The organism is Diaphorobacter sp. LI3 (genome assembly GCF_022807955.1).
Taxonomy (GTDB): domain Bacteria; phylum Pseudomonadota; class Gammaproteobacteria; order Burkholderiales; family Burkholderiaceae_C; genus Diaphorobacter; species Diaphorobacter nitroreducens.
Genome location: NZ_CP094346.1, coordinates 2,788,701 through 2,809,287, shown reverse-complemented (window position 1 = coordinate 2,809,287; position 20,587 = coordinate 2,788,701). Strand labels below are relative to the sequence as shown.

The window sequence follows — 20,587 nt, the reverse complement described above, 5'->3', positions numbered from 1 at the left end:
TCGAATCTTGGAATCCGGTGTGCGGTTTTCTTCAACAGCCTTTTTGTTCAGGAGAAAGACCATGCAACTCGCATCCCGCTTCGCTTCCCATTCCCCCGCATTGCGCAGCGACTCCCCGCTGTCCGATGACCAGATCCGCCGCGTGGCCCCGTCCATCTTCGCGGATGCCCCCCATGAAAGCCGTTCCGAGCGGTACAGCTACATCCCCACCGCCGCCGTGCTGACCGAGCTTCGCAAAGAGGGGTTTCAGCCCTTCATGGTGTGCCAGACCCGCGTTCGCAACGAGGGCCGGCGCGAGCACACGAAACACATGCTGCGCCTGCGCCACGCCAACCAGATCAACGCCCGCGAAGCCAATGAAATCATCCTGCTGAACTCGCACGACGGCACGAGCAGCTATCAATTACTGGGTGGCATGTTCCGCTTCGTTTGCAGCAATGGCCTTGTCTGCGGCGACACCGTGGGCGATGTGCGCGTGCCCCACAAGGGCGACGTGGCGGGCCATGTCATCGAGGGCGCCTATCAGGTGCTGAGCGGCTTCGAGCATGCGCAGGAATCGCGCGAATCCATGCAGGCCATCACGCTGGATGCCGGGGAATCGGAAGTGTTCGCCCGCGCCGCGCTGGCCCTCAAGTACGACGACCCAACCAAGCCCGCGCCCGTCACGGAATCGCAAATCCTGATGCCGCGCCGCTTCGACGACCGCCGCCCCGACCTGTGGAGCGTGTTCAACCGCACGCAGGAGAACCTGACCAAGGGCGGATTGCATGGCCGCGCCGCCAATGGCCGCAGACAGCAGACCCGCCCCGTGCAGGGCATTGATTCGGACATTCGCCTGAACCGCGCCCTGTGGCTGCTGGCCGATGGCATGCGCGCCCTCAAGGCCTGACCCCCTCTGACGTGTTCCCCGCCGGAGGGGCGGTTTCCCCTCCATTCCCTTGTTTCACTTGATTGGAGATTCACCATGAACGCCGTTACTTACACCGAAGCTCAAGCCCTCGACAGCCGCGCAAACGTGCTGCAAGCCGCCGACCCGAGCAAGCACATGATTCTGGTTCCGCTGTCGCGGCTGGTGCTGCGCCCCACGGGCCGCAACGTGCGCAAGACCGTCCCGCGCATGTCCATCCCCGAGCTGGCCGCGAGCATTCAGCGCGTGGGCCTGCTGCAAAACCTGATCGTGATTCCCGCCGCCGATGACCTGCATTACGAGGTGGTGGCAGGTGGCCGACGCTTTGCGGCCCTCAAGCTGCTGGCAAAGAAGCACCGTATCGCCAAGGATTGGGACGTGCCTTGCCTGCAGGTGGCCGATGGCACGGCCCGCACCGCCAGCCTGACCGAGAACGTGCAGCGCGAAGCCATGCACCCAGCAGACCAGTTTGAAGCCTTCGCCGCGCTGGTGGCCGAAGGCCGACCGATTGAGGACATTGCGGCGGATTTCTCCGTTACGCCGCTGGTGGTGCAGCGCCGCTTGAAGCTCGCCAATGTCTCGCCGCGTTTGATGGAGGACTACCGGGCCGATGCCGTGAGCCTCGATCAGCTGATGGCGCTCTCCATCACCGACGACCACGCCGCGCAGGAATGCGCGTTCTACGATGCGCCGCAATGGCAGCGCCAACCCTCGCACTTGCGCGAACGTCTGACGGAGCGCGAGATTGACGCCTACCGGCATCCGCTGGTGCGCTTCGTCGGGCTGGACACCTACGAGCAGGCGGGCGGCGGCATCCGCCGCGACCTGTTCGCGGAGGGCGATGCAGGCGTGTACCTGACCGACGCCGCGCTGCTGGAACGACTGGCGCAAGACAAGCTGGCGGGCATCGCCGCAGAGGTGAAGGCCGAGGGCTGGGCTTGGGCTGATGCCACGCCGGGCGTGACCCATGCCGATCTGCACGCCTTCCAGCGTGCGCCGAGGGAGCGCCGCGAGCCGAACAAGCGCGAAGCACAGCGCATCGAGAGGCTGCAAGCCAAGATGCAGGAGGTGGCCGAAGCCATTGATGCCGCGACGGACGCCGACGACGAGGACAAGGCCGATGCGCTGCAAGAGGAAGGCGAGCGGCTGGGCGAGCAGTTGCAGGCGCTGGAAGACGGCTTGCAGGGGTACGGCGCGAACGTGAAGGCCGCAGCCGGGGCCATCGTCACCATCGGCCGCAACGGCGAGGTGGTGATTCATCGCGGACTGCTGCGCGAGGCCGAGGCCAAGGCACTGCGCACACTGGAGAAGCTGCGCCGAGGGTTCAGCGACCCAGATGCCGCGAACGATGACGAAGGCGAGGACGACGAGCCGCCCAAGGCAGCAGCGATTTCCGACCGACTGGCCCAGCGCCTGAGTAACCGTCTTCGAAGTCAAGCGCAATGAAGCGACTTGTCCCAAGGTTTTCCAGTGCGCACCATGGCGTTGAGCGTGGTGAGCAACTTGCGCATGCAAGCGACCAGGGCGACCTTGGGCAACTTGCCAGCGGCCTTCAGACGCTCGTAGAAGGCCTTGATGGCCGGGTTGTAGCGGGTGGCCGTGAGCGTTGCCATGTACAGCACGCGGCGGATCTCGAAGCGCCCGCCTTGTACGCGCCGCCTGCCCTTGCTGCCGCCGGAGTCATTGGCCATGGGCGCCACGCCCACCAATGCAGCGATCTCGCGCCGGTTCAGCCGGCCCAGCTCTGGCAGCTCGGCAATCATCGTGGCACTGGCCACCGGGCCGACTCCCGCAGCCGACTGCAGCAGCGTGTCGAGCTCCCCAAAGTGCTCGCGCACATGCGTGACCATCTGCTCTTCGATCTCATCGAGCTGCGCCTTGATCGCCGCCTCGATGGCCTCGATGCTGGCGTGCAGCTTCTTGGGCGTGATCTGCAGCCGTTGGCGCTCCGAATGGAGCATGGTCAGCAACTGGCGCCTGCGCGTGACCAGGGCCGCGAGCCACTGCTGGCGCTCATCGGCCAGGGGGCGCAAGAAGCGCTGCAGATCGTCGCGGCGCAGCAGCACCGCTGCCAGCTCGGCCAGCGTGCGCGCATCCACCGCGTCGGTCTTGGCCAGGCGTCCCATGGATTTGGCGAAGTCGCGCGCCTGGCGCGGGTTGATGACCGCCACGGGCAGGCCTGTGGCCTGCAGGGCACACGCTAACGCGGCCTCGTAGCCGCCGGTGGCCTCCATCACCACCAGACCCACGTCCAGGGGCTGCAGGGCAGCCGCCAGCGCCGAGTGGCCTTCGGCATCGTTGTCAAACCGCTGGGCGCTGCTCTTGGCACCCAGCACACAGACATCCACGTGCGCCTTGGCCACGTCGATGCCCACCGTCACTGAGGTAACAGACATGATCTTCAGATCCCTTGCTTGTGCATGCGCGCTCAATCAAGGCGCGCGTAACCGTTCGGGCTTCACGAAGACCAGCGCGGCGGCCATGCGTTCTGTACTCAGTCACGGGCTCTATCACCCCAGCGCCTACCAAACTGCACGGGCCGGTCTGGCCGCCTCAACGGCGTTCAGACTCTACCGCGCTGGTCTGGTTTAAAGATACAAGCGCCCATCGCACCGCCGCGCTGCAAATCGAGGTGGCCCGGCATCCGCAGGTGGCGGTGGCCGCGCTGGTGCATGGCATGGTGCAGACCGTCTTGCAGGGCCGCTACTACGGGCGCGACCTGCCGCTGGGCGTGAGCCTGAAAGTCCAAGACCGGCTGGACGGCATGGCCCCGGACTGGCCCGAGTCACCCGCCGCTGTGGCGCTGCGTGAATTGCAGCAGGCGTGGAGCGGCAAGCTGCCCGAGGACAGCGCCGAACTGTTTGCCGCGCTGCTGGCGATGGAGCAAGGCGAACTGGTCAAGCTGCTGGCCGTGTGCGTGGCTTCCACGGTGGACGTGGTGACGCCTCGCGCCACACCGCACCAGCCCGGCGAGGAACTGGCGCAGGCCGTGGGCCTCGACATGGCCGCATGGTGGCAGCCGACCGCCGAGGGGTATTTCAAGCACGTTCCGAAGGCGGCAGTTCTGCAAGCCGTGGGCGAGTACGCGCCCGATCAGGTTTCCCGGCTGGCGAAGCTGAAGAAGGCCGACATTGCCAGCGAAGCCGAGCGGCTGGCCGATGGCGCGGGTTGGATGCCTGCCATCTTTAAGGTCGAAGGCCCGCAGCAGGCAGTGAAGGAAAGCGCGCAGGAGGCAGGCCCGGAGCAGGACGCCCCGGAGGATGCCGAGGCAATGGCGGATGAACCCGCCGAGGCGCTGGCCGCTTGACCCACGCCGAAGGCAAGCGCCCCGGCTTCGACCGGGGCGCTTCGCTGCAAGGAGAAGCCCCCATGACCCGCACCACCACCAACCGCCCGCGCATGGCGGCGGTCTATGCACCCGGCACGGTGCGCGCCCGCCGCTGGCACGGCGATGGCGACGTGCGCGGCTACCGACCGCCCTCGGGCTGGTCGGCCCGCGCTGACCTCACCGACATACATCCCATCACGGGCCGCGCCTTGCCGCGTGCCGTGTGGTGGATCATCGAAACGAAGGAATGATCATCGTCAGCACCGCGCCCAGGCCGTTCCGCCCTGGGCGCGGTGAAACGCATAATCCGGGCGCGGCGGTGGCCGCGCCCGGTGTTGAAGCCGAATAGCCGGGGCATTACGCCGCCGCCTTCACTGGCACTCAGGCGGCGGCGTTGAAGGCATCGCTGTACTGCGCGATGCCTTCGGGCACTGGCCCATGGAAGGCCAGTGCGAGAAAATAGCCGGGCGGCACGCCCGGCAGTTGCAGGCCCGCATGGGCCTGGAAGCCAAAGCGCCCGTAGTACGCGGGCTCTCCGAGCAGCACACAGCCTTCGGCCTGCATGGCCCGCAGTTCAGACAGCGCCTGTTCCATCAGGCGCGAGCCGATGCCGTGCCCCTGCCTCTGCGGCAGGACGGAGATCGGCCCCAGGCCGCACCAGCCTTTGGCCTTGTGGCCGTGGTCGTTGGTGATAGTCACCGGCGACAGAGCCACATGGCCGACGACCTGGCCGTGTTCTTCGGCCACGATGGAAAGCGTCAGTTCGCTAGCGTCGCGCAATGCACGCACGATGAATTGCTCCGTGTGGCTGGTGTGCGGCGCATCGGCGAAGGCGGCAATGGTCACGGCCTCGATAGCGGCAATGTCGTTCGTGGTTTCGTGTCGTAGCTGGATGGTCATGGTGTTCTGCGTTCCCTGCTCAAAATATAGAACGGCCTGGGCGTGTCGGCGCGTAGCGCCGCCGGGCTTTCGGGCTGCGCCCCGTGCCGACTTCGCTGTCACGGCCATTCGGCTTCAATCCACTCACGCCTTCGCGCCTGCGGCGCTGCGCGCTGCGCTTGCCTCCGGGGGATCGGCGCAAGGCCCATCCCCGCCGCGCGAGCTTGGCGCCCCTCGATGCCGCCGAACCGTCGATGCCGGATCGGCCCGGCCAGCGCCCCGCCGCAATGGACGGAGCTGGCGAACACGCTGGTGCTTGCTGCGGCAGGTTGTGCGAATGCGTGCCGTCCTCAACGCTGGCGGTTCTCGCCCATCACGTCACGAAGGACGGTTCACGGACATCCCGCCCGGCATCGCTATGGAGCTTCCACGCCACGCCTCAAGACCGGCGCCGCAAGGTGCGGCCGGGGCGTTCTCGCTTGTCGTCGGATGGTTGACCTGGCCCGCGTCAGTGGGCGAGCCGGTGCTGCCTTCGTGCGGGGATGCCGAGCCGGCCCTGCCTCCTTTCGATGCGGTTCGGCCCAAGGCGTCCTTGTGTTGTTGTGAATCCTAGCGGTGGCGCGGCTGCGCCTCGGGCTTCATGGCTGCAACCGTCCGGCGAAAACAATTTCCCCTGCTTTGTCACTGCGTTCGGCGCATTCCTCGCGGGACAAATTCTTTTCGCCTCCCGGCTCTCCACTGCGTTGCGACCGCAAGCGGTGCAGCCCGCCCGTCCCCCGCCGGCCGGATCACAACAAGGACGCGATGGGCGCGAACCTTGTTCCACCAAAAGGAGTTTCATCATGGCCAACATCGGCACCTTCACCGCAGACAAAGACGGCTTCACCGGCACGCTTCGCACCCTGACGCTCAACGTCAAGGTCAAGCTGGTGCCCAACGACAAGGGGGACAACGAGAAGGCCCCGGACTTCCGCCTGCAGGCCGCCAGCCACGACATCGGCGCGGCGTGGAAGAAGACCAGCGAGGCCGGGCGGGAGTACATCTCCGTGACCCTCGACGATCCTTCGTTCCCGGCCACGGTCTATGCCCGCCTGATCGAAGGAGAGAACGGCACGCACGACCTGATCTGGTCGCGCAGCAAGCCCCAGGCGGCCTGACGGCCGCCAGCGCCCCGCCCACTGCGGCGGGGCGCTGTACTGCTTGGATCAGCAGACTGGAAGGCTTGGCTCTCCCAGCTTCGTGATGGTGGTGGTCGGGCAGCATCACCATGACTTCGTGTTGCCAGGGCGAATGCAGGGCGATTCGGCGCACTGCGCCGACCGGGCTTTGCGGGCTGCGCCCCATGCCGACTTCGCCGTCATGGCCATTCGGCTTCAATCCCTATCGCAGCTGCGCGCTTCGCTTGCCTCCGGGGGAAAACCCTGCGGCCTCTCCCCGCCGCGCGATGCTTGGCGCCCCTGAAGTCCCCGAACCGGCTGCACCGGATCGGCCACGCCAGCGCGGTCGCACGCTATGGCGTGTCACTCTTCTTCGCCACAGTCTCCAACTCCTGGCGCACCTGCGCCAGCAGCTGATCGACCTGCTGCAGGTCGTCGCCGGCATAGGCCAGCGTCAGCAGCGTGAGCGGGTGCACCTCCATGACCTCGCACAGCTCGGCCAGCTTGTTCAAGGTGGGGCTTTTGAGGTCGCGTTCCAGCGTGCTCATGTAGGTGCGGCTGGACACGTCCGAGAACGCTTCCTGGCTCAAACCACGTGCTTTCCTGATGGTCTTTAGTGCCTCCGACAATGTATGTTTCGCTGCCAACCCTGGATCTCCGCAAAATCCAAGATGACATCCGATTGAGCCCTATAGGGCTACAATCTATAGTGTTCAACTATGCCCGCCTGCCGCTTTCGTGCTTTTACGGAAATCCGTATCTGCAGCTTCTCACGGAAGCACAAAACCGCATCCGTGCCTTTCCACAAACCCGCCGATGCGGTTTTGCGCTTTCACGCTTCGGCGGTTTTGTGCGAATGAGGTGACGCCCATGAACCAACTCATGACCGAGGACGAGCGCAAGCAACTGCTGGAACACGGCCGGGTCCGGGCCGCTGGCCGGGCCATCGACCCGCTGCCCGTGGTGCGGTTGTTCACGCCGGACGCACACGCCACTTGGCTGCTGGTGTCGCTTGACCCCGCTGACGGCGATACGGCCCATGGCCTGATCGACTTGGGGATCAGCATGCCTGAGCTGGGCGAGATCAAGCTGTCCGACCTCGCATCCATCGTCGGGCCGAGCAAACAGCCCGTGATGCGAGATCGGTATTTCCGGGCGGTGCGCCCGTTGTCGGAGTACCTGCGGCTGGCCCAGGAGAACGGTTCCGTCCTCGATTGAGCCGTTCGCGCCACGGCCAAGCCGGGCGCATTGAGGCTATTTCGGTCTTGCTCCAGACCCGTCAGGTCTTAATCCGCACTGTTGCACCAAACCAGTGCCACCCTGACGCAAACGGTCATGACGCCAGCCGTGCCATCGGGCACGGTGGATAGCGCAGGAGGCCGCATTTCCTCGCGCGCCACCGTCGCATTCAGACGATCCGCGCAATCCATCGGATGCTTTTCGTCTTGACACGCAAGTTACTAATCTACCAGCTTATTCACGATTGGATGCTAGTTCGATGCGGTGACGTTGGCGTGTGAAACCAGTGACGGCCGTCCTGCTCTACGGGAGCTTGCGTCATGGCCGAACCGCACCACCTCGCGCACTGGTATCCGACCGCCGCCTACCTCTACGTCCTGTGTCTGGACACGCTCGCACTGGCCTGGGAGTACCTGCGCCGCCATCCCGACTACCGGATCGACTGGCTGCGCCGTGCGCGCTGCCCCGATGCCGCGCATCGCTGGGGCTTGCGTCTGCTGGAAGACCCGGACGTGGATGCGCGTGACGCGCATCCGGCCTGGCTTCCCGGCCATGGGGCCGTGGTGCAGCTTCACCCCGATGCCGATCCGCCTCCGGATGCCACCGCCTTCGCGTTCTGGCGCATCCCCGGCCACAAGCAGTTGCTGCACGACGGCAAGGGTCTGGCGCTGATCGCGCGCAGCCCCAGCCTTTGCCAGCGCTATGCGCTGGCGCCTGGCCTGGAGGACGGCATGGCCGTGGCCCATGCCTATCGTGGCCGTCACGCCGCCCCTGCGGCCCCTATGCCTGGTACGCCTGCGTCAATGGCTCGGCCCAGGCCACCGCCTGCGGCGCTGCTGGAGCTACACACCCTGCAGGCGCTCGACGCCACCCTGGCGGGCGCGTCCTTGCGCGACGTCGCCGAGGGCTTGTTCGGTGCGGACGCCGCAGCCGGCTGGTACAGCGACGGCGGCCTGCGCTCCAAGGTGCGCCGCCTGGTGCGGCGCGGCGATGCGTTGATGCGCGGCGGCTATCGCCGCCTAGCACAACTGCCGCCGCTTGAGAAGGGTCGTTTTGAAGAGAGCGCAAAACGACCCTGAGCAGGAGGGCTTCGTTTTCTGAGACTGCCTTCATCCGGTTGCGCTGTGTGGCCGGAGCCCTGCAACCGATGGAGGTTCTCACCATGCGTCCTGCTCCCTTGCGGCCTGCCGCTACTGTCTCGACCGCTGCCGCGCAGCCCCAACGCTATCTCACCAACGACGAAGCCGCCGAGTACCTGCGCCTGTCGCCGCGCACGCTGGAAAAGCAGCGCGTGCTGGGAGGCGGTCCCAAGTTCCGCAAGTTCGGCCGCCGCGTGATGTACGCCGTGGTCGACCTCGATGCCTGGGCCGCCGAGCGCAGCTTCGAGAGCACGTCCGAGCCCGAGTACGCCGAGCAGCATTCGGCGGACAGCCGTGCGCGCTGATCGCTGGCGCGCGGGTGGCCTTCGCCATGTCCAGCCCCGCGCTGCCCATGCGGCAGCGACCGATGCAAGAGCGCGAACAGCTCGATCTGTTCCGCGCCTTGCCGGGCGACATGGCGCCGCGCGACAGCCAGGACTTGATGGCCTTTCCGTTCTTCTCGCTGGCGAAGTCGCGGCGCACGGCGCCGATCGACTTCCGCGCCAGCGGCATCACGATCCGCGTGGAGGGCACGCAGGAGCATGGCATCGCCACGATTTGGGATGCGGACATCCTGATCTGGGCTGCAAGCCAGATTGTGGAAGCCCGCGATGCGGGCTTGCGCCCGTCGCGGCTGATGCAGGCCACGCCCTACGAGATCCTGCGCTTCATCGGGCGCGGTACGTCGCTGCGCGACTACCAGCGCCTCAAGGCGGCCTTGGATCGGCTGCAGTCCACGACCGTGGCCACGTCGATCCGCGAGACGACCGGGCGGCGCCTGCATCGCTTCTCATGGATCAACGAGTGGAAGGAACTGGCCGATGCCAAGGGCACCCCCTTGGGGCTGGAACTGATCCTGCCGGACTGGTTCTATGCGGGCGTGCTCGATGCTGCCCTCGTGTTGACCATCGACCCGGCGTATTTCCGGCTGACGGGCGGGATCGAGCGATGGCTGTACCGCCTGGTGCGCAAGCACGGCGGGCGACAGCCTGGCGGCTGGCAGTTCGACTTCCAGCACCTGTACCGCAAGTCGGGCAGCGTGGCGCGGTACTACGACTTCGCCGCCGACCTGCGCGCACTGGTGGTGCGGCAAGCCTTGCCTGGCTACCAGTTGGGCATCGAGTACGTCTCGGGCATTGCCTCGCCGCTGCTGACGTTCCGGCCCGTGCCGTCCACGGCACGGGGATAACTGCTGCGCAGCCTGTGGACGGACTCGTGCTATCAGGCAACAGAGGTATCGTGCTATCAGGCAACGAATCCTCGTGCTATCAGGCAACAAAACCGGCCGCAAAGCTAATACTGGCGCGGGTTTCGGCCTCTCCTAACTTCCCTAACTTAAATACTCTAACTGGTAGTAGCAGCGCCGCGCCTCGGTGGACAACCGCCACAGGACGCGAAGCGCAGCGGCAACAGGCGGGCTTTCCGACACGGAGGGTCCGGTCATGATCGTCGCGCTGCTCAACCAGAAAGGCGGCGTGGGCAAGACCACGCTCGCCACCCACATCGCCGGCGAGCTGGCGATGCGCGGGCAGTCGGTCATCCTGCTGGATGCCGATCCACAGGGCTCCGCGCTGGACTGGACACAGCGCCGCAGCCAGCAAGGTTTGCCAAGGCTATTTAGCGCCGTGGGCCTCGCACGCGAAACGCTGCACCAGGAAGCGCCAGAACTCGCCAGGCGGGCCGATCACGTCGTCATCGACGGGCCACCCAGGATCGCTGCCTTGGCGCGCTCCGCGCTGCTGGCGGCCGAGCGGGTGCTGATCCCGGTGCAGCCCAGCCCCTACGACCTGTGGGCCAGCGCCGAGATGGTGGCGCTGATCCGTGAGGCGCAGGTGTTCCGGCCTGCGCTGCGCGCGGCCTTCGTCATCAACCGGCGCGTGAGCACCACCGTGATCGGACGCGAGGCCCGCGGCGCGCTGGCCGAGCAGCCGCTTCCTGCGCTGCGCGCGGAAGTGCATCAGCGCATCGTGTTTGCCGACAGCGTGGCCGCCGGCCGGCTTGCACGCGAGACGGCGCCAGACAGCGCCGCCGCGCGCGAAATCACCGCGCTGGTCGATGAACTGCTGCGGTGGCCGTCATGAGCACTCCTGCCAGCAAGCGCACGGGCAAGCGCATCGGCATCGGCGCTCGCCCGCCCGCGAATCCGCACGCCGAGGCGTGGATTCGCCAGGGCAGTGCCGATGACCTCCAGAAAGGCGACCTCTACACGGCCCGCCTGACCCTCGACATCACGCCCGCCATGCGGGCGCGCATCAAGGTATCGGCCTTCACGCAAGGCGTGACGGTGGCCGATCTGTTGCGCGCGCTGCTGGAGCGGGAATTCCCGGAGAAGTCCTCATGAACACACCCGCCTCGACGGCTTCGGCACCGCCGTCCATCCCGCCTGTCGGCGTGGCCGACGGCGTACCGCTGACGCGCGTTGCGCTCGCATACATCGACCAACGCTTCGACCTCTACCTGCGCTTCGGTGATCCTGCCCGCATCATCCGGTTCGACCGCTGGCGCCGCTGCGCGGTGTTCACGCCGAATGCGGTTCTCTGCCGCATCCGCTGGCAGGCCAACGACTACGGCACGATCCGCTGGCAGCTCATGGTGATGCAGGCGTGCATGCCGATGGATGGCGCGCAGCGCATCTCCGGCGTGCAACCCGGCGCGCGCCTCTTGCTGCACGCCGAGGGTGAGCAATCGGTGCGTGCCGTGCTGGCGCGCATCGACGCCATCGAGGCGCTGGGCATCACGCCTGTCGGCGTCTCGCCCGCGTACTGGCGCACGCTCGCCAACCGGCTCGCAGCGCACTTGCCGCTGCCCGAATACACCGCCGAGCGGCACGCCGCCTGGCTGGCCGGGAGGGCGCTGCCATGACCGCAGTTTCCACTTCCGGCACCGCGCCGCACCCTCGCTTGCGCGTGCGCGCTCGCCTCGTGCTGGCGGGCCTGTCCGCCTGCGGCCTCGCTGCGCTGGCCTGGGCGTCCTTCGTGCATCCGCTGCCACGCCTGACCTACAACCCGTCCGACAGCGTGGAGGTCGGCTGGTATCGCATCGATCCGCTCGACCATCGCACCAGCTCGCCACCACGTCCGTTGTCGGTAGGCAGCATCGTGCTGGTGCCGCTGCCTGCCGAGGCTGCCGCGCTCGCTGCGCAGCGCGGCTACCTGCCGACGCGCATTCCTCTGCTCAAGCGCGTGGGCGCGGTGGCGCCGCAAGAGGTGTGCATCGCTGACGGCAAAGTCCGCATCGACGGCGTGCCTTCAGCCGCCGTGCTGTCTGCCGATCGCTGGGGCCGGCCGCTGCCATCCCGGCAGCAATGCCACCGCTTGCGGCATGGCGAGCTGTTCCTCCTCAGTGTGACCAATCCGGCGTCGTTCGATAGCCGGTATTTCGGGCCGGTCAGCGCAGCTTCCGTGATCGGCGTTGCGCGCCCCGTCTGGCTGGAGTCGCGCCCATGATGGCCACCGATTCGCTGCGCATCATCGTGCTATCGGGCGTGTCGTTCTGCTGGCCGTTGTCATGTCGTCGCGCGTGCAGTGCGAGCGCATCCGCGCTGCACTTCGCGCTGCCTCCGGCGCAGCCGTCCCACGTGCAGGCGTCTTGCCTCGAACACGGCTGGCCTGCGGCCATTGCCGTGTTCGCCGGTGCGCTGGCTGCTGGTGCAGCCTTGCCACCGGGCCGCAGTTGCCGGGATCGAGAACCTGGGGGACAGGGGGAGGCAAATGCGGAAGGCAAGACAAAAGGGGGCGGCACCTGTCGGCCCGCAAAGCCAGTCTGCACGTGGGGGGGCGAGGCACGCAGCGGCTTTGCCGCCGTGCCGCTTGGGGCGTGAGGCACGCACCGATACAGGCATGTCCGCGTGCTTCGCACGCCCGGACACGCCAGAGTTTGCAGGGAGCGCAGGCATGACCAACCGCCGCGACGATGATTTCCGCATCCGCCCCAGCGCACCGAAGAACCGGGGCCAGGGCTTCGTATCCAAGGTGCTCCAGCAGGCAGGCAAGGCCAGCGGCGGCAAGTCCACGGTGCGCCGTCCTGGCGGCAGTGGCAAGGGCACCGGCCAGCGGCCCGGATCGCGCCTGGGACGCGGCCACACGGCGGCGCGCTTCGCAGGGGCGAAGCTCACGCCTATGTCGCGGCGCGTGACCATCAAGACACTACTGGTCAACCAGCAGCGGGCCAGTCCGCAGTCGCTCGCCAAGCACCTGCGCTACATCGAGCGCGACGGCGTGGGCCGCGACGGCGAACCGGGTCGGGCCTATGGGCCGCAGACCGACGAAGCTGATCTGAACGCATTCAAGGAGCGCTGCGCCGATGATCGGCACCACTTTCGCTTCATCGTTTCGCCCGAGGAAGGGGCCGAGCTGGAAGACCTGCGCACCTACACGCGGCACCTGATGGGACGCATGGAGGCCGACCTGGGCACGCGGCTGGAATGGGTGGCGGTCGATCACTGGAATACCGACAACCCGCACACCCACCTGATCGTGCGCGGGCGCGACGACACCGGCAAAGACCTCATCATCGCGGGCGACTACATCACTGATGGTTTTCGTCATCGCGCCGCCGAGCTGGCGACCGAATGGCTGGGGCCACGCACCGAGCTGGAGATCCAGCAGACCTTGCAGCGCGAGGTGGAGCAAGAGCGGTGGACTAGCCTGGATCGCACGTTGAAACGCGAGGCCGGCGAGGATGGCCGGGTACAGATCGAACGCTTCAACGAACCGACGTTGCAACGCCAGCGCCTGCTGCTGATCAGCCGCCTGCAACGCTTGCAGCACCTGGGCCTGGTCGACGAGACGCAGCCCGGCAGTTGGGCCGTCCATGCCGATGCCGAGAAGACCTTGCGCGCCCTGGGCGAGCGTGGAGACATCATCCGCACCATCCAGCGGGCCATGAGCGGCCAGCCGCGCGAGCTGGCGGTGTTCGAGCCGGGCGACGATGGCCGAACTATTCTCGGCCGCGTAGCCGCGAAGGGGCTGGCCGACGAACTGCGCGACCGGGGCTATCTGGTCATCGACGGCGTGGACGGCAAGGCCCACTACGTCGCGCTCAATGCCCGCGACGAGCTGGCGAACTATCCCAGCGGCGCCGTGGTGGAGGTGAAAGGATCGGCCGACGTGCGCGCGGCGGACAAGAACATCGCCGCGCTGGCGAGCGATGGCTTGTACCGTACCGACCATCACCTCGCCATCGCCCAGGGGCAGGCCGTGCCCGGCCGCGATCCGCAGGAAGTCGTCGCGGCCCATGTCCGCCGACTGGAAGCCTTGCGCCGCGCCGGCATCGTGGAGCGTGTGGCCGAAGGTCTATGGAAGGTGCCGGACGATCTGCCCGAGCGTGGCCGTCAGTACGACGCGCAGCGCCTGGGAAGCGTGGCCGTGGAACTGAAATCGCACCTGCCCATCGAGCGGCAGGCCCGCGTGATCGGGGCCACCTGGCTCGACCAGCAACTGATCGGCGGCGGCTCGGGCCTGGGCGACCTGGGCTTTGGCGGCGAGGCCAAACAGGCCATGCAGCAGCGCACCGACTTCCTGGCCGAACAGGGGTTGGCCGAGCGGCGCGGGCAGCGCGTGATCCTGGCGCGCAACCTGCTGGGCACGCTGCGCAACCGGGAGCTGGCGCAGGCCGCGAAGGACATTGCAGGCGAAACGGGCCTGGAGCATCGGCCCGTGGCCGACGGGCAGCGCGTGGCCGGCATCTACCGGCGCAGCGTCATGCTCGCCAGCGGGCGCTACGCGATGCTTGATGACGGCATGGGCTTCTCGCTGGTGCCGTGGAAGCCGGTGATCGAACAGCGATTGGGGCAGCAGCTTTCCGCGACGGTTCGCGGCGGCGGGGCGTCCTGGGAGATTGGGCGGCATCGGGGGCCAACCATTTCTTGAGTCAAGGTAAAGCCACAAGCCGGTGGGCAAAATTAGATTTTATCCATAGATGGGTGATCAATCCAAAGCGTTACCAAAGGTTGGGATGTCAAAATTAGAATTATCTGTAATTTCGGATACACGGCCACATTCAAAGGCACGCTATCGCGTATATGGATTGATGGTTTCCGACCAGTGCCGCATGCGCCTTCCGCAGAATTTGGGGCAAATCCACGATGAAGAGAATAATTTGGACGTTCTGGTTTTTTGCGCTGGGCGGTCTCAAATCTGAAGTGCAACACCCTCACCAAGGGTAATGTACGCAAATGGGAACGAGATACGAGCACTTGCAGCCAGAAGACAGAGTGACGCTGGCATCGCTGCGCCAGCAGGGCTGGAGCATCAGGGCCATAGCCCGCCTTCAAGGCCGCAGCCCCAGCACCATCAGCCGTGAGTTGCGGCGCAACGCCTGCCACGGCGGTTACGCCAGCGCGCCTGCGCAGCGTCTGTGCCAGCTGCGGCGCATTCAGGCCAAGCCATACCCCAAGCTGCACAGCTGCGGGGCGTTGTGGACTCTTGTGACCACCATGCTGTGCTGGCTGTGGTCGCCCCAGCAGATTGCACGCACACTCCAGCGCATGTATCCCCAGGACCCAACCATGCATGCCTCGCACGAGAGCATCTACACCGCCATCTATGCATACCCACGCGGTGAGTTGCGCCGCCAGCTCATCGCACTGCTGCGCCAAGGCAAGAGTACACGCCGCCCGCGTTCAGCAGGCTCTGATCGGCGTGGTCAGATTCCAGACATGGTCTCTATCCATGTTCGCCCACCCGAGGTCAATGATCGCGTGATCCCGGGGCATTGGGAGGGGGATCTGATCAAGGGTGCTGGCAACCAATCGGCGGTGGGTGTGCTGGTAGAGCGCTCAACGCGCTTGGTGCTGCTGTGCAAGATGCCTGACGCATCCGCAGACAGTGCGCTGGCCGCGTTCACCAACAAGCTGCGCCAGATCGCACAGCCGATGCGCCAGACGCTCACCTACGACCAGGGCAAGGAGATGGCCCGGCACAAGGAACTCGCCCAAGCCCTTGGCATGCGGGTGTACTTTTGTGATCCGCACAGCCCTTGGCAAAAAGGCAGTTGTGAGAACACGAATGGGCTGCTGCGCCAGTTCATGCCCAAGGGCACAGACCTGAGCATGCATGACCAGGATGCGCTGGACTCCATGGCCGATCTGATGAACAACCGTCCTCGTCAGACTCTCGGCTGGGATTCTCCCTACCAGGCTTTTCAGCGATTCATGGCGGCTATCGCCGAGAAAAGCTCCGCTACCATTCATTGAATATCAACCAGCGGTGTTGCACTTCAGATTTGAGACCGCCGGCTTTTTACCGATACGCTCTGGCCTGCACAGTCCAACTACTTCGCCCTGCGAACGGTATGGATTCAATACAGCGGCGTACTGGCCATCGGCGCGATGTCCGTGGCGATGATGTTGGCCACGCGCCCGGCGTGGCTGGAGCCCAGCTTGAACGGACTGGACAAGATATACCGCCTGCACAAGTGGCTCGGCATCGCTGCTCTGGCCGCTGCAACAGTACACTGGCTGTGGGCGCAGGGTACTAAATGGGCCGTAGGCTGGGGCTGGCTGACGCGCCCCGCGCGCAAGCCCCGCGCAACGGCTGATTCAATGGGCTCCATTGAATCGGCGCTGCGTGGCTGGCGTGGACTGGCCGAGGACTTGGGCGAATGGGCCTTCTACGCCGTCGCCGTGCTACTGGTGCTGGCTTTGGTTAAGCGCTTTCCCTACCGGCTGTTCGCCAAGACGCACCACTGGATGGCAGCGATCTACTTGGTGCTGGCCTTCCACACCTTGGTGTTGGTGCAGTTCTCCTACTGGGCCCAGCCCGTGGGCTGGGCTTTGGCTATGCTGCTGGCGAGCGGCACGGTATCGGCGGTGTGGGTGCTGCTGGGCCGAGTCGGTGCGCAGCGCACCGCGCACGGTGTCATCGAATCGCTGCAGACCTACCCTGCGCTGAACGTGCTGGAAACCACCCTGCGGATGGACCCGGGCTGGCCCGGCCACCGGCCCGGACAGTTTGCCTTCGCCATGTCCAACCCGAAAGAAGGCCCGCACCCCTACACGCTAGCCTCAGCCTGGGTGCCGGAAGACCGGCGCATTACCTTCATCACCAAGGCGCTGGGCGACCACACCCGCCGGCTGCCTGAGCGCCTACGGGTAGGCGACCAGGTAACGGTCGAGGGGCCTTACGGCTGCTTCACTTTCGACGACGAGAAGGCCCGCCAGATCTGGATCGGCGCCGGCATCGGTATCACGCCATTCATTGCGCGCATGAAGTATTTGGCGCAGCATAAAGGCCAAGACGCACGCCCGGTCGATTTGTTTCATCCTACGAGCGACGTTGATCCGCAGGCCATCGAGAAACTGCGCGCCGACAGCCAGGCGGCCGGCGTTGTGCTGCACCTGCTCATCGACAAGCAGAACGGTCGCCTGACGGGTGAACGCCTGCGTGCCATGGTGCCGGGTTGGAAAGACGCCAGCGTCTGGTTCTGCGGCCCCACGGCCTTCGGCCGCGCGTTGCGCGCCGACCTGCTGGCCCAGGGGCTGGAGCCGGAGGCGTTCCACCAGGAGCTTTTCGAGATGCGCTGAATGGAAGAAAGCACATGCGCGTATTGATCGTGGAAGACTCGCAAACGCTGGCCGAAGCCCTGAGCCAGAGCCTTCAGTCGGAAGGCTATGCCTGCGATACAGCAGCCGATGGCGTGTCCGCGCTGAAGTTTCTTGCCAGCTACCGGTACGACGCCATCATTCTGGACTTGATGCTGCCCCGGCTGGACGGCTTTGGCGTGTTGCGCGCATTGGGCCGGGAGGCCCATGCCGCACCGGTGTTGGTGCTCTCCGCGCGCGAACTGCTCGACGACCGGGTGCGGGCCTTGGATGCGGGTGCCGATGACTACCTGACAAAACCCTTCGAGCTAGCCGAACTGCTGGCTCGCCTGCGGGCGCTAGTACGGCGTCCGCCGCAACGGGACGTTCCAGTTCTGCGCCACGGCGATCTGGAGGTCGATCCGCGCTCGCGCATCGCGAGGTTCAAGTGCATTGATCTTGGGCTCACGCCGAAGGAGTATGGACTGCTCGACTTGCTGCTGCGTCGGCGCGGCGCCACGCTGTCGCGCTCGCAGATTTTTGAACATTTGTACGACAGCCGCAGCGATGCATCGGACAAAGTGGTAGAGGTGATCGTCAGCACCTTGCGAACCAAGCTTGCCCTGTGCGGCCTGGATGAACTGATCGTGACACGCCGTGGCTTCGGCTACATCCTGCCCTGAACGATGGTACGTCCCGATTCCGAAGCCCTTTCTGATGCGAGTCAAGGCGGATCCTGGTCCTTGCAGCGGCGGCTGGCTGCCAGCTTGGTGATCTGCATTGGAGGAACCTTCGCGATCCTGTTTCCCGTCCTCGACTACTGGATTGACCACGAAATCTATCGACGGATGGATACCACCCTGATGCAACGATCAGCGGCGGTGGGGCGCGTGCTGCAGGAGTTGGATGCGAGAAAGCTCGAAAGCCTCATGCCGGAATATGAGCCTGGCGGGTATACCGAGTTCTTCACGGTCTTCGATTCGCAGACCCACCGGGCCTTGCTACGCTCTCCCAGCAGTGCAGGCGCCGAGCTATCGCTTGGCCCGGTGGAGCAAGGCACCCCGCGCTATTACGACGTGACACTTCCGGATGGCCACGCGGGCCGCGCGCTGGCGACGCGCGTGTCGGTAACTGGAGAGAGGTCTCAGCTATTAGTCGTCGCAACAGAACGCCGGGATTGGGATCAAACCGAGCGGCGCATCCACTTTGCGCTCTTGGGCGGTATTGTGCTGGCAACGCTGCTAGCGACGGGCCTGGCGCTGCTCATGGTTCGGCATATCGTGGTCATGCTGGAGCGGGTCGGCGAGCAACTGGCCGATCTGCGTTCGGATCGGCCGATTGCGCGGATCGGAGCGGACTTTCCCCGTGAACTGCGTCCATTTGCCGAAGCCTTCAATCAGGGCTTGCATCACCTGTATGTGGCCATTGTCCGCGAGCGCCGCTTCTCCCGCGATGTGGCCCACGAGTTGCGCACGCCCCTGGCGGAAATCCGCATCAGCGCAGAAAGCGCTTTGATCGATGCCGACCCGGCCCGAATCCAGCGCGCCCTGAATGCAATGATCCAGGCCAGTTCACGCATGCAGCGCAGTGTGGACACTCTGCTGTTGTTGGCGCGACTTGAGTCCGGCCAACACACAATGGCGCTGGATCCTCTGGATCTAACTGCTTTGCTGCGAGAGTTGCTGGCGGGACTTAACGTCCAGCAAATGGCACCCAAGTCACCCATCCGCGTGACTTTGCCTGAATCGGCATGGGTGCAAAGTGATCAGGGCGTGATCGAACGCATCGTCTCCAACCTCTTGCGCAATGCCATTGAATACGCGCCCGAAGGCGACGACATTCAATGCGGGCTGGAGCGCGAAGCTTCCGGCTGGATGTTGACCATCGTCAACACAGCTCCCAATTTGCTGGCATCCGATCTGGATCAATTCGGCCTTCGCTTCTGGCGCAAGGATTCCGAAGGTGGCACGGCGCACCACGCCGGGTTGGGACTTGCACTGGCCCTGGCGCTCGCGCATGCCATAGACCTGCCGCTGGCGTTCTCACTGGACAACGGTCGGCTGTCCGCGCGGCTTGGCCCTTGGCCAGCGCTGCTCTGAGATTGACGCAGATTTACACCGCGGTGCCGAACATGGCTCCCACGCCCGCTGTCACCGCCATGGCAAATGTGCCCCAGAACGCGACGCGCAGTGCACTTTTGAACAGCGGCGTACCACCCACGGCAGCAGCCGCAGCGCCGAGCAGGGCCAGGAAGACAATCGCCGTCGCGACGATCCAATAGAGCAGGCTCTGCTCCGGCGCCAACAGAACCACGGCCAGCGGCATGGCCGCACCCACGGCGAAGCTTCCAGCGGACGCCATGGCGGCTTGCAGCGGGCGAGCGCTCAAGGTTTCAGAAATGCCCAATTCATCGCGCGCGTGCGCGCCCAACGCATCATGCGCCATCAATTGCGTGGCGACCTGATCCGCGAGTCGATGATCCAGGCCACGCCGAACATAGATGGCCGTGAGTTCGCGATGTTCGGCTTCCGGACTGTTCTTCAGTTCATCACGTTCCCGCGCCAGATCCGCCTTCTCCGTATCAGCTTGTGAATAGACCGATACGAATTCGCCTGCAGCCATGGACATGGCACCGGCTACCAACCCCGCGATGGCCGTGGTCATGATGCTGGCATGGCTTGCATGGGCCGCAGCCACGCCTGCAACTAGGCTGGCCGTGGAAATGATGCCGTCATTGGCACCCAGAACAGCTGCGCGTAGCCATCCGATATGTTCAGTGCGATGACTTTCAGGGTGAGCGCGATGATGAAATTTTGTCATTGAAAAATCAAATCCATGTGAAGCAGCCCAAGGCCAGCAGTTCAGGTGCGATGACCGGGAAGCATGCGAACCAGTGTGTTGTCACGCATGACGTAGTGGTGCAACAGCGCCGCCATCGCATGCAATCCGATCAAGACATAGCCCAATGTCGCCAGCGCCTCATGGACATCCTTGAGTTGGCGCGACAAAGCAACGTCGGTGCCGATCAGAAAGGAAATGGGCAAGCCAAACAGAACAATCGGCTTGCCCGCCGCACTCAAGGTGAGCCATCCGAGCAGCGGCATGGCGAGCATGAAGCTGTAGAGCGCATAGTGCATGACATCGGCGAGCGTGGCCTGCCAGCGGGGCATGGGTGGTTGGATCGCGGGCTTCACGCCCGCCTGGATGCGCACCCCGATACGGATCACGACGATCACCAGAATGCTGAGGCCCAGCAGGTAGTGCAAGGACTTCATGGCGTCTCTCAAGGCGCTGCCCTTCGGTGCCAGACCGCGCAGCTCCATGCTCGCATAGACCGCGATGATGAGAAGCACGGTCAGCCAATGCAGTCCTATGACCAGAGGACTGAAACGGTATTCGGAATTCCTGACATTCATG

The 20,587-nt window shown here is 65.3% G+C and carries 21 protein-coding genes and 3 pseudogenes; 19 read left to right on the top strand and 5 right to left on the bottom strand.

Translation table 11 applies throughout. The features are described 5' to 3' along the window. Window positions 1-61: 61 nt before the first annotated feature. Together MRB47_RS13005 and MRB47_RS13000 are read left to right on the top strand one after the other, a co-directional pair. Window positions 62-889, top strand: a complete 828-nt coding sequence (locus tag MRB47_RS13005; RefSeq protein ID WP_003056211.1) for a DUF932 domain-containing protein — start codon at window positions 62-64, stop codon at window positions 887-889. Window positions 890-964: 75 nt separating this feature from the next. Further along, window positions 965-2,326, top strand: a pseudogene (locus MRB47_RS13000) (ParB/RepB/Spo0J family partition protein); the annotation flags it as partial. Between the two features lie 14 nt (window positions 2,327-2,340). On the opposite strand, the gene MRB47_RS12995 reads toward MRB47_RS13000, so the two are convergent. Further along, window positions 2,341-3,303 (bottom strand): IS110 family transposase, encoded by a 963-nt coding sequence (locus MRB47_RS12995; RefSeq protein ID WP_011804582.1) that lies wholly within the window; start codon window positions 3,301-3,303, stop codon window positions 2,341-2,343. Between the two features lie 203 nt (window positions 3,304-3,506). Here MRB47_RS12995 and MRB47_RS12990 point away from each other — a divergent pair. Together MRB47_RS12990 and MRB47_RS12985 are read left to right on the top strand one after the other, a co-directional pair. Further along, window positions 3,507-4,214, top strand: a pseudogene (locus MRB47_RS12990) (chromosome partitioning protein ParB); the annotation flags it as partial. Window positions 4,215-4,276: 62 nt separating this feature from the next. Then, complete coding sequence (locus tag MRB47_RS12985; RefSeq protein ID WP_003056207.1) at window positions 4,277-4,486, top strand: hypothetical protein; 210 nt, start codon at window positions 4,277-4,279, stop codon at window positions 4,484-4,486. 130 nt (window positions 4,487-4,616) lie between these two features. Here the strand turns inward: MRB47_RS12985 and MRB47_RS12980 are convergent, their stop codons facing one another. Then, on the bottom strand, window positions 4,617-5,135 hold the full coding sequence (locus tag MRB47_RS12980) for a GNAT family N-acetyltransferase (RefSeq protein WP_011517543.1): 519 nt from the start codon (window positions 5,133-5,135) through the stop codon (window positions 4,617-4,619). An 821-nt stretch (window positions 5,136-5,956) separates the two neighbouring features. Between MRB47_RS12980 and MRB47_RS12975 the strand changes: the two genes are divergently transcribed. Next, window positions 5,957-6,271 carry a DUF736 domain-containing protein gene (locus MRB47_RS12975; RefSeq protein WP_003056203.1) on the top strand — a complete coding sequence of 105 codons (315 nt, stop codon included), beginning with the start codon at window positions 5,957-5,959 and terminating at the stop codon, window positions 6,269-6,271. 353 nt (window positions 6,272-6,624) lie between these two features. On the opposite strand, the gene MRB47_RS12970 is transcribed toward MRB47_RS12975, so the two are convergent. Then, window positions 6,625-6,918: a helix-turn-helix domain-containing protein gene (locus tag MRB47_RS12970; RefSeq protein WP_003056202.1), complete on the bottom strand. Its 294-nt coding sequence runs from the start codon at window positions 6,916-6,918 to the stop codon at window positions 6,625-6,627. Window positions 6,919-7,141: 223 nt separating this feature from the next. Here MRB47_RS12970 and MRB47_RS12965 point away from each other — a divergent pair, with 223 nt between their 5' ends. The 14 genes and pseudogenes from MRB47_RS12965 to MRB47_RS12900 all read left to right on the top strand — a co-directional run bounded on the left by MRB47_RS12965 (window position 7,142) and on the right by MRB47_RS12900 (window position 19,269). After that, window positions 7,142-7,489 carry a DUF2958 domain-containing protein gene (locus MRB47_RS12965; protein ID WP_003056199.1) on the top strand — a complete coding sequence of 116 codons (348 nt, stop codon included), beginning with the start codon at window positions 7,142-7,144 and terminating at the stop codon, window positions 7,487-7,489. Between the two features lie 341 nt (window positions 7,490-7,830). After that, a complete protein-coding gene (locus MRB47_RS12960) occupies window positions 7,831-8,589 on the top strand; it encodes a DUF2285 domain-containing protein (protein WP_011517541.1) in 759 nt (252 codons plus the stop codon). Between the two features lie 83 nt (window positions 8,590-8,672). Then, a complete protein-coding gene (locus tag MRB47_RS12955) occupies window positions 8,673-8,954 on the top strand; it encodes a helix-turn-helix transcriptional regulator (RefSeq protein ID WP_023123353.1) in 282 nt (93 codons plus the stop codon). Between the two features lie 26 nt (window positions 8,955-8,980). Next, on the top strand, window positions 8,981-9,838 hold the full coding sequence (locus MRB47_RS12950; protein WP_011517539.1) for a replication initiator protein A: 858 nt from the start codon (window positions 8,981-8,983) through the stop codon (window positions 9,836-9,838). Window positions 9,839-10,091: 253 nt separating this feature from the next. Further along, on the top strand, window positions 10,092-10,730 hold the full coding sequence (parA, locus tag MRB47_RS12945) for a ParA family partition ATPase (RefSeq protein WP_003056189.1): 639 nt from the start codon (window positions 10,092-10,094) through the stop codon (window positions 10,728-10,730). After that, a complete protein-coding gene (locus MRB47_RS12940) occupies window positions 10,727-10,990 on the top strand; it encodes a hypothetical protein (protein ID WP_003056186.1) in 264 nt (87 codons plus the stop codon). Before parA ends, MRB47_RS12940 begins: the two co-directional genes overlap by 4 nt. Further along, on the top strand, window positions 10,987-11,511 hold the full coding sequence (locus MRB47_RS12935; protein WP_003056183.1) for a DUF2840 domain-containing protein: 525 nt from the start codon (window positions 10,987-10,989) through the stop codon (window positions 11,509-11,511). Before MRB47_RS12940 ends, MRB47_RS12935 begins: the two co-directional genes overlap by 4 nt. Further along, a complete protein-coding gene (locus MRB47_RS12930) occupies window positions 11,508-12,095 on the top strand; it encodes a S26 family signal peptidase (RefSeq protein WP_011517538.1) in 588 nt (195 codons plus the stop codon). The genes MRB47_RS12935 and MRB47_RS12930 overlap by 4 nt, the downstream gene beginning before the upstream one ends. Beyond that, the gene (locus MRB47_RS12925) at window positions 12,092-12,469 is read left to right on the top strand and encodes a hypothetical protein (protein ID WP_077176498.1); all 378 of its coding nucleotides are present in this window, start codon (window positions 12,092-12,094) and stop codon (window positions 12,467-12,469) included. The genes MRB47_RS12930 and MRB47_RS12925 overlap by 4 nt, the downstream gene beginning before the upstream one ends. 73 nt (window positions 12,470-12,542) lie before the next feature. Further along, complete coding sequence (locus tag MRB47_RS12920; protein ID WP_011517536.1) at window positions 12,543-14,519, top strand: relaxase/mobilization nuclease domain-containing protein; 1,977 nt, start codon at window positions 12,543-12,545, stop codon at window positions 14,517-14,519. A gap of 305 nt (window positions 14,520-14,824) precedes the next feature. Then, window positions 14,825-15,844: an IS30 family transposase gene (locus MRB47_RS12915; protein WP_252100635.1), complete on the top strand. Its 1,020-nt coding sequence runs from the start codon at window positions 14,825-14,827 to the stop codon at window positions 15,842-15,844. Between the two features lie 42 nt (window positions 15,845-15,886). Next, a pseudogene (locus tag MRB47_RS12910) lies at window positions 15,887-17,173 on the top strand (ferric reductase-like transmembrane domain-containing protein); the annotation flags it as partial. A 14-nt stretch (window positions 17,174-17,187) separates the two neighbouring features. Next, window positions 17,188-17,853, top strand: coding sequence for a response regulator transcription factor (locus MRB47_RS12905; RefSeq protein ID WP_003056167.1), 666 nt, complete (start codon window positions 17,188-17,190; stop codon window positions 17,851-17,853). 3 nt (window positions 17,854-17,856) lie between these two features. After that, window positions 17,857-19,269 carry a sensor histidine kinase gene (locus MRB47_RS12900; RefSeq protein ID WP_252100903.1) on the top strand — a complete coding sequence of 471 codons (1,413 nt, stop codon included), beginning with the start codon at window positions 17,857-17,859 and terminating at the stop codon, window positions 19,267-19,269. Between the two features lie 13 nt (window positions 19,270-19,282). Here the strand turns inward: MRB47_RS12900 and MRB47_RS12895 are convergent, their stop codons facing one another. Together MRB47_RS12895 and MRB47_RS12890 are read right to left on the bottom strand one after the other, a co-directional pair. Next, on the bottom strand, window positions 19,283-19,990 hold the full coding sequence (locus MRB47_RS12895) for a VIT family protein (RefSeq protein ID WP_021028154.1): 708 nt from the start codon (window positions 19,988-19,990) through the stop codon (window positions 19,283-19,285). A 41-nt stretch (window positions 19,991-20,031) separates the two neighbouring features. Further along, on the bottom strand, window positions 20,032-20,586 hold the full coding sequence (locus tag MRB47_RS12890) for a cytochrome b (protein WP_252100902.1): 555 nt from the start codon (window positions 20,584-20,586) through the stop codon (window positions 20,032-20,034). Window position 20,587 lies beyond the last annotated feature (1 nt).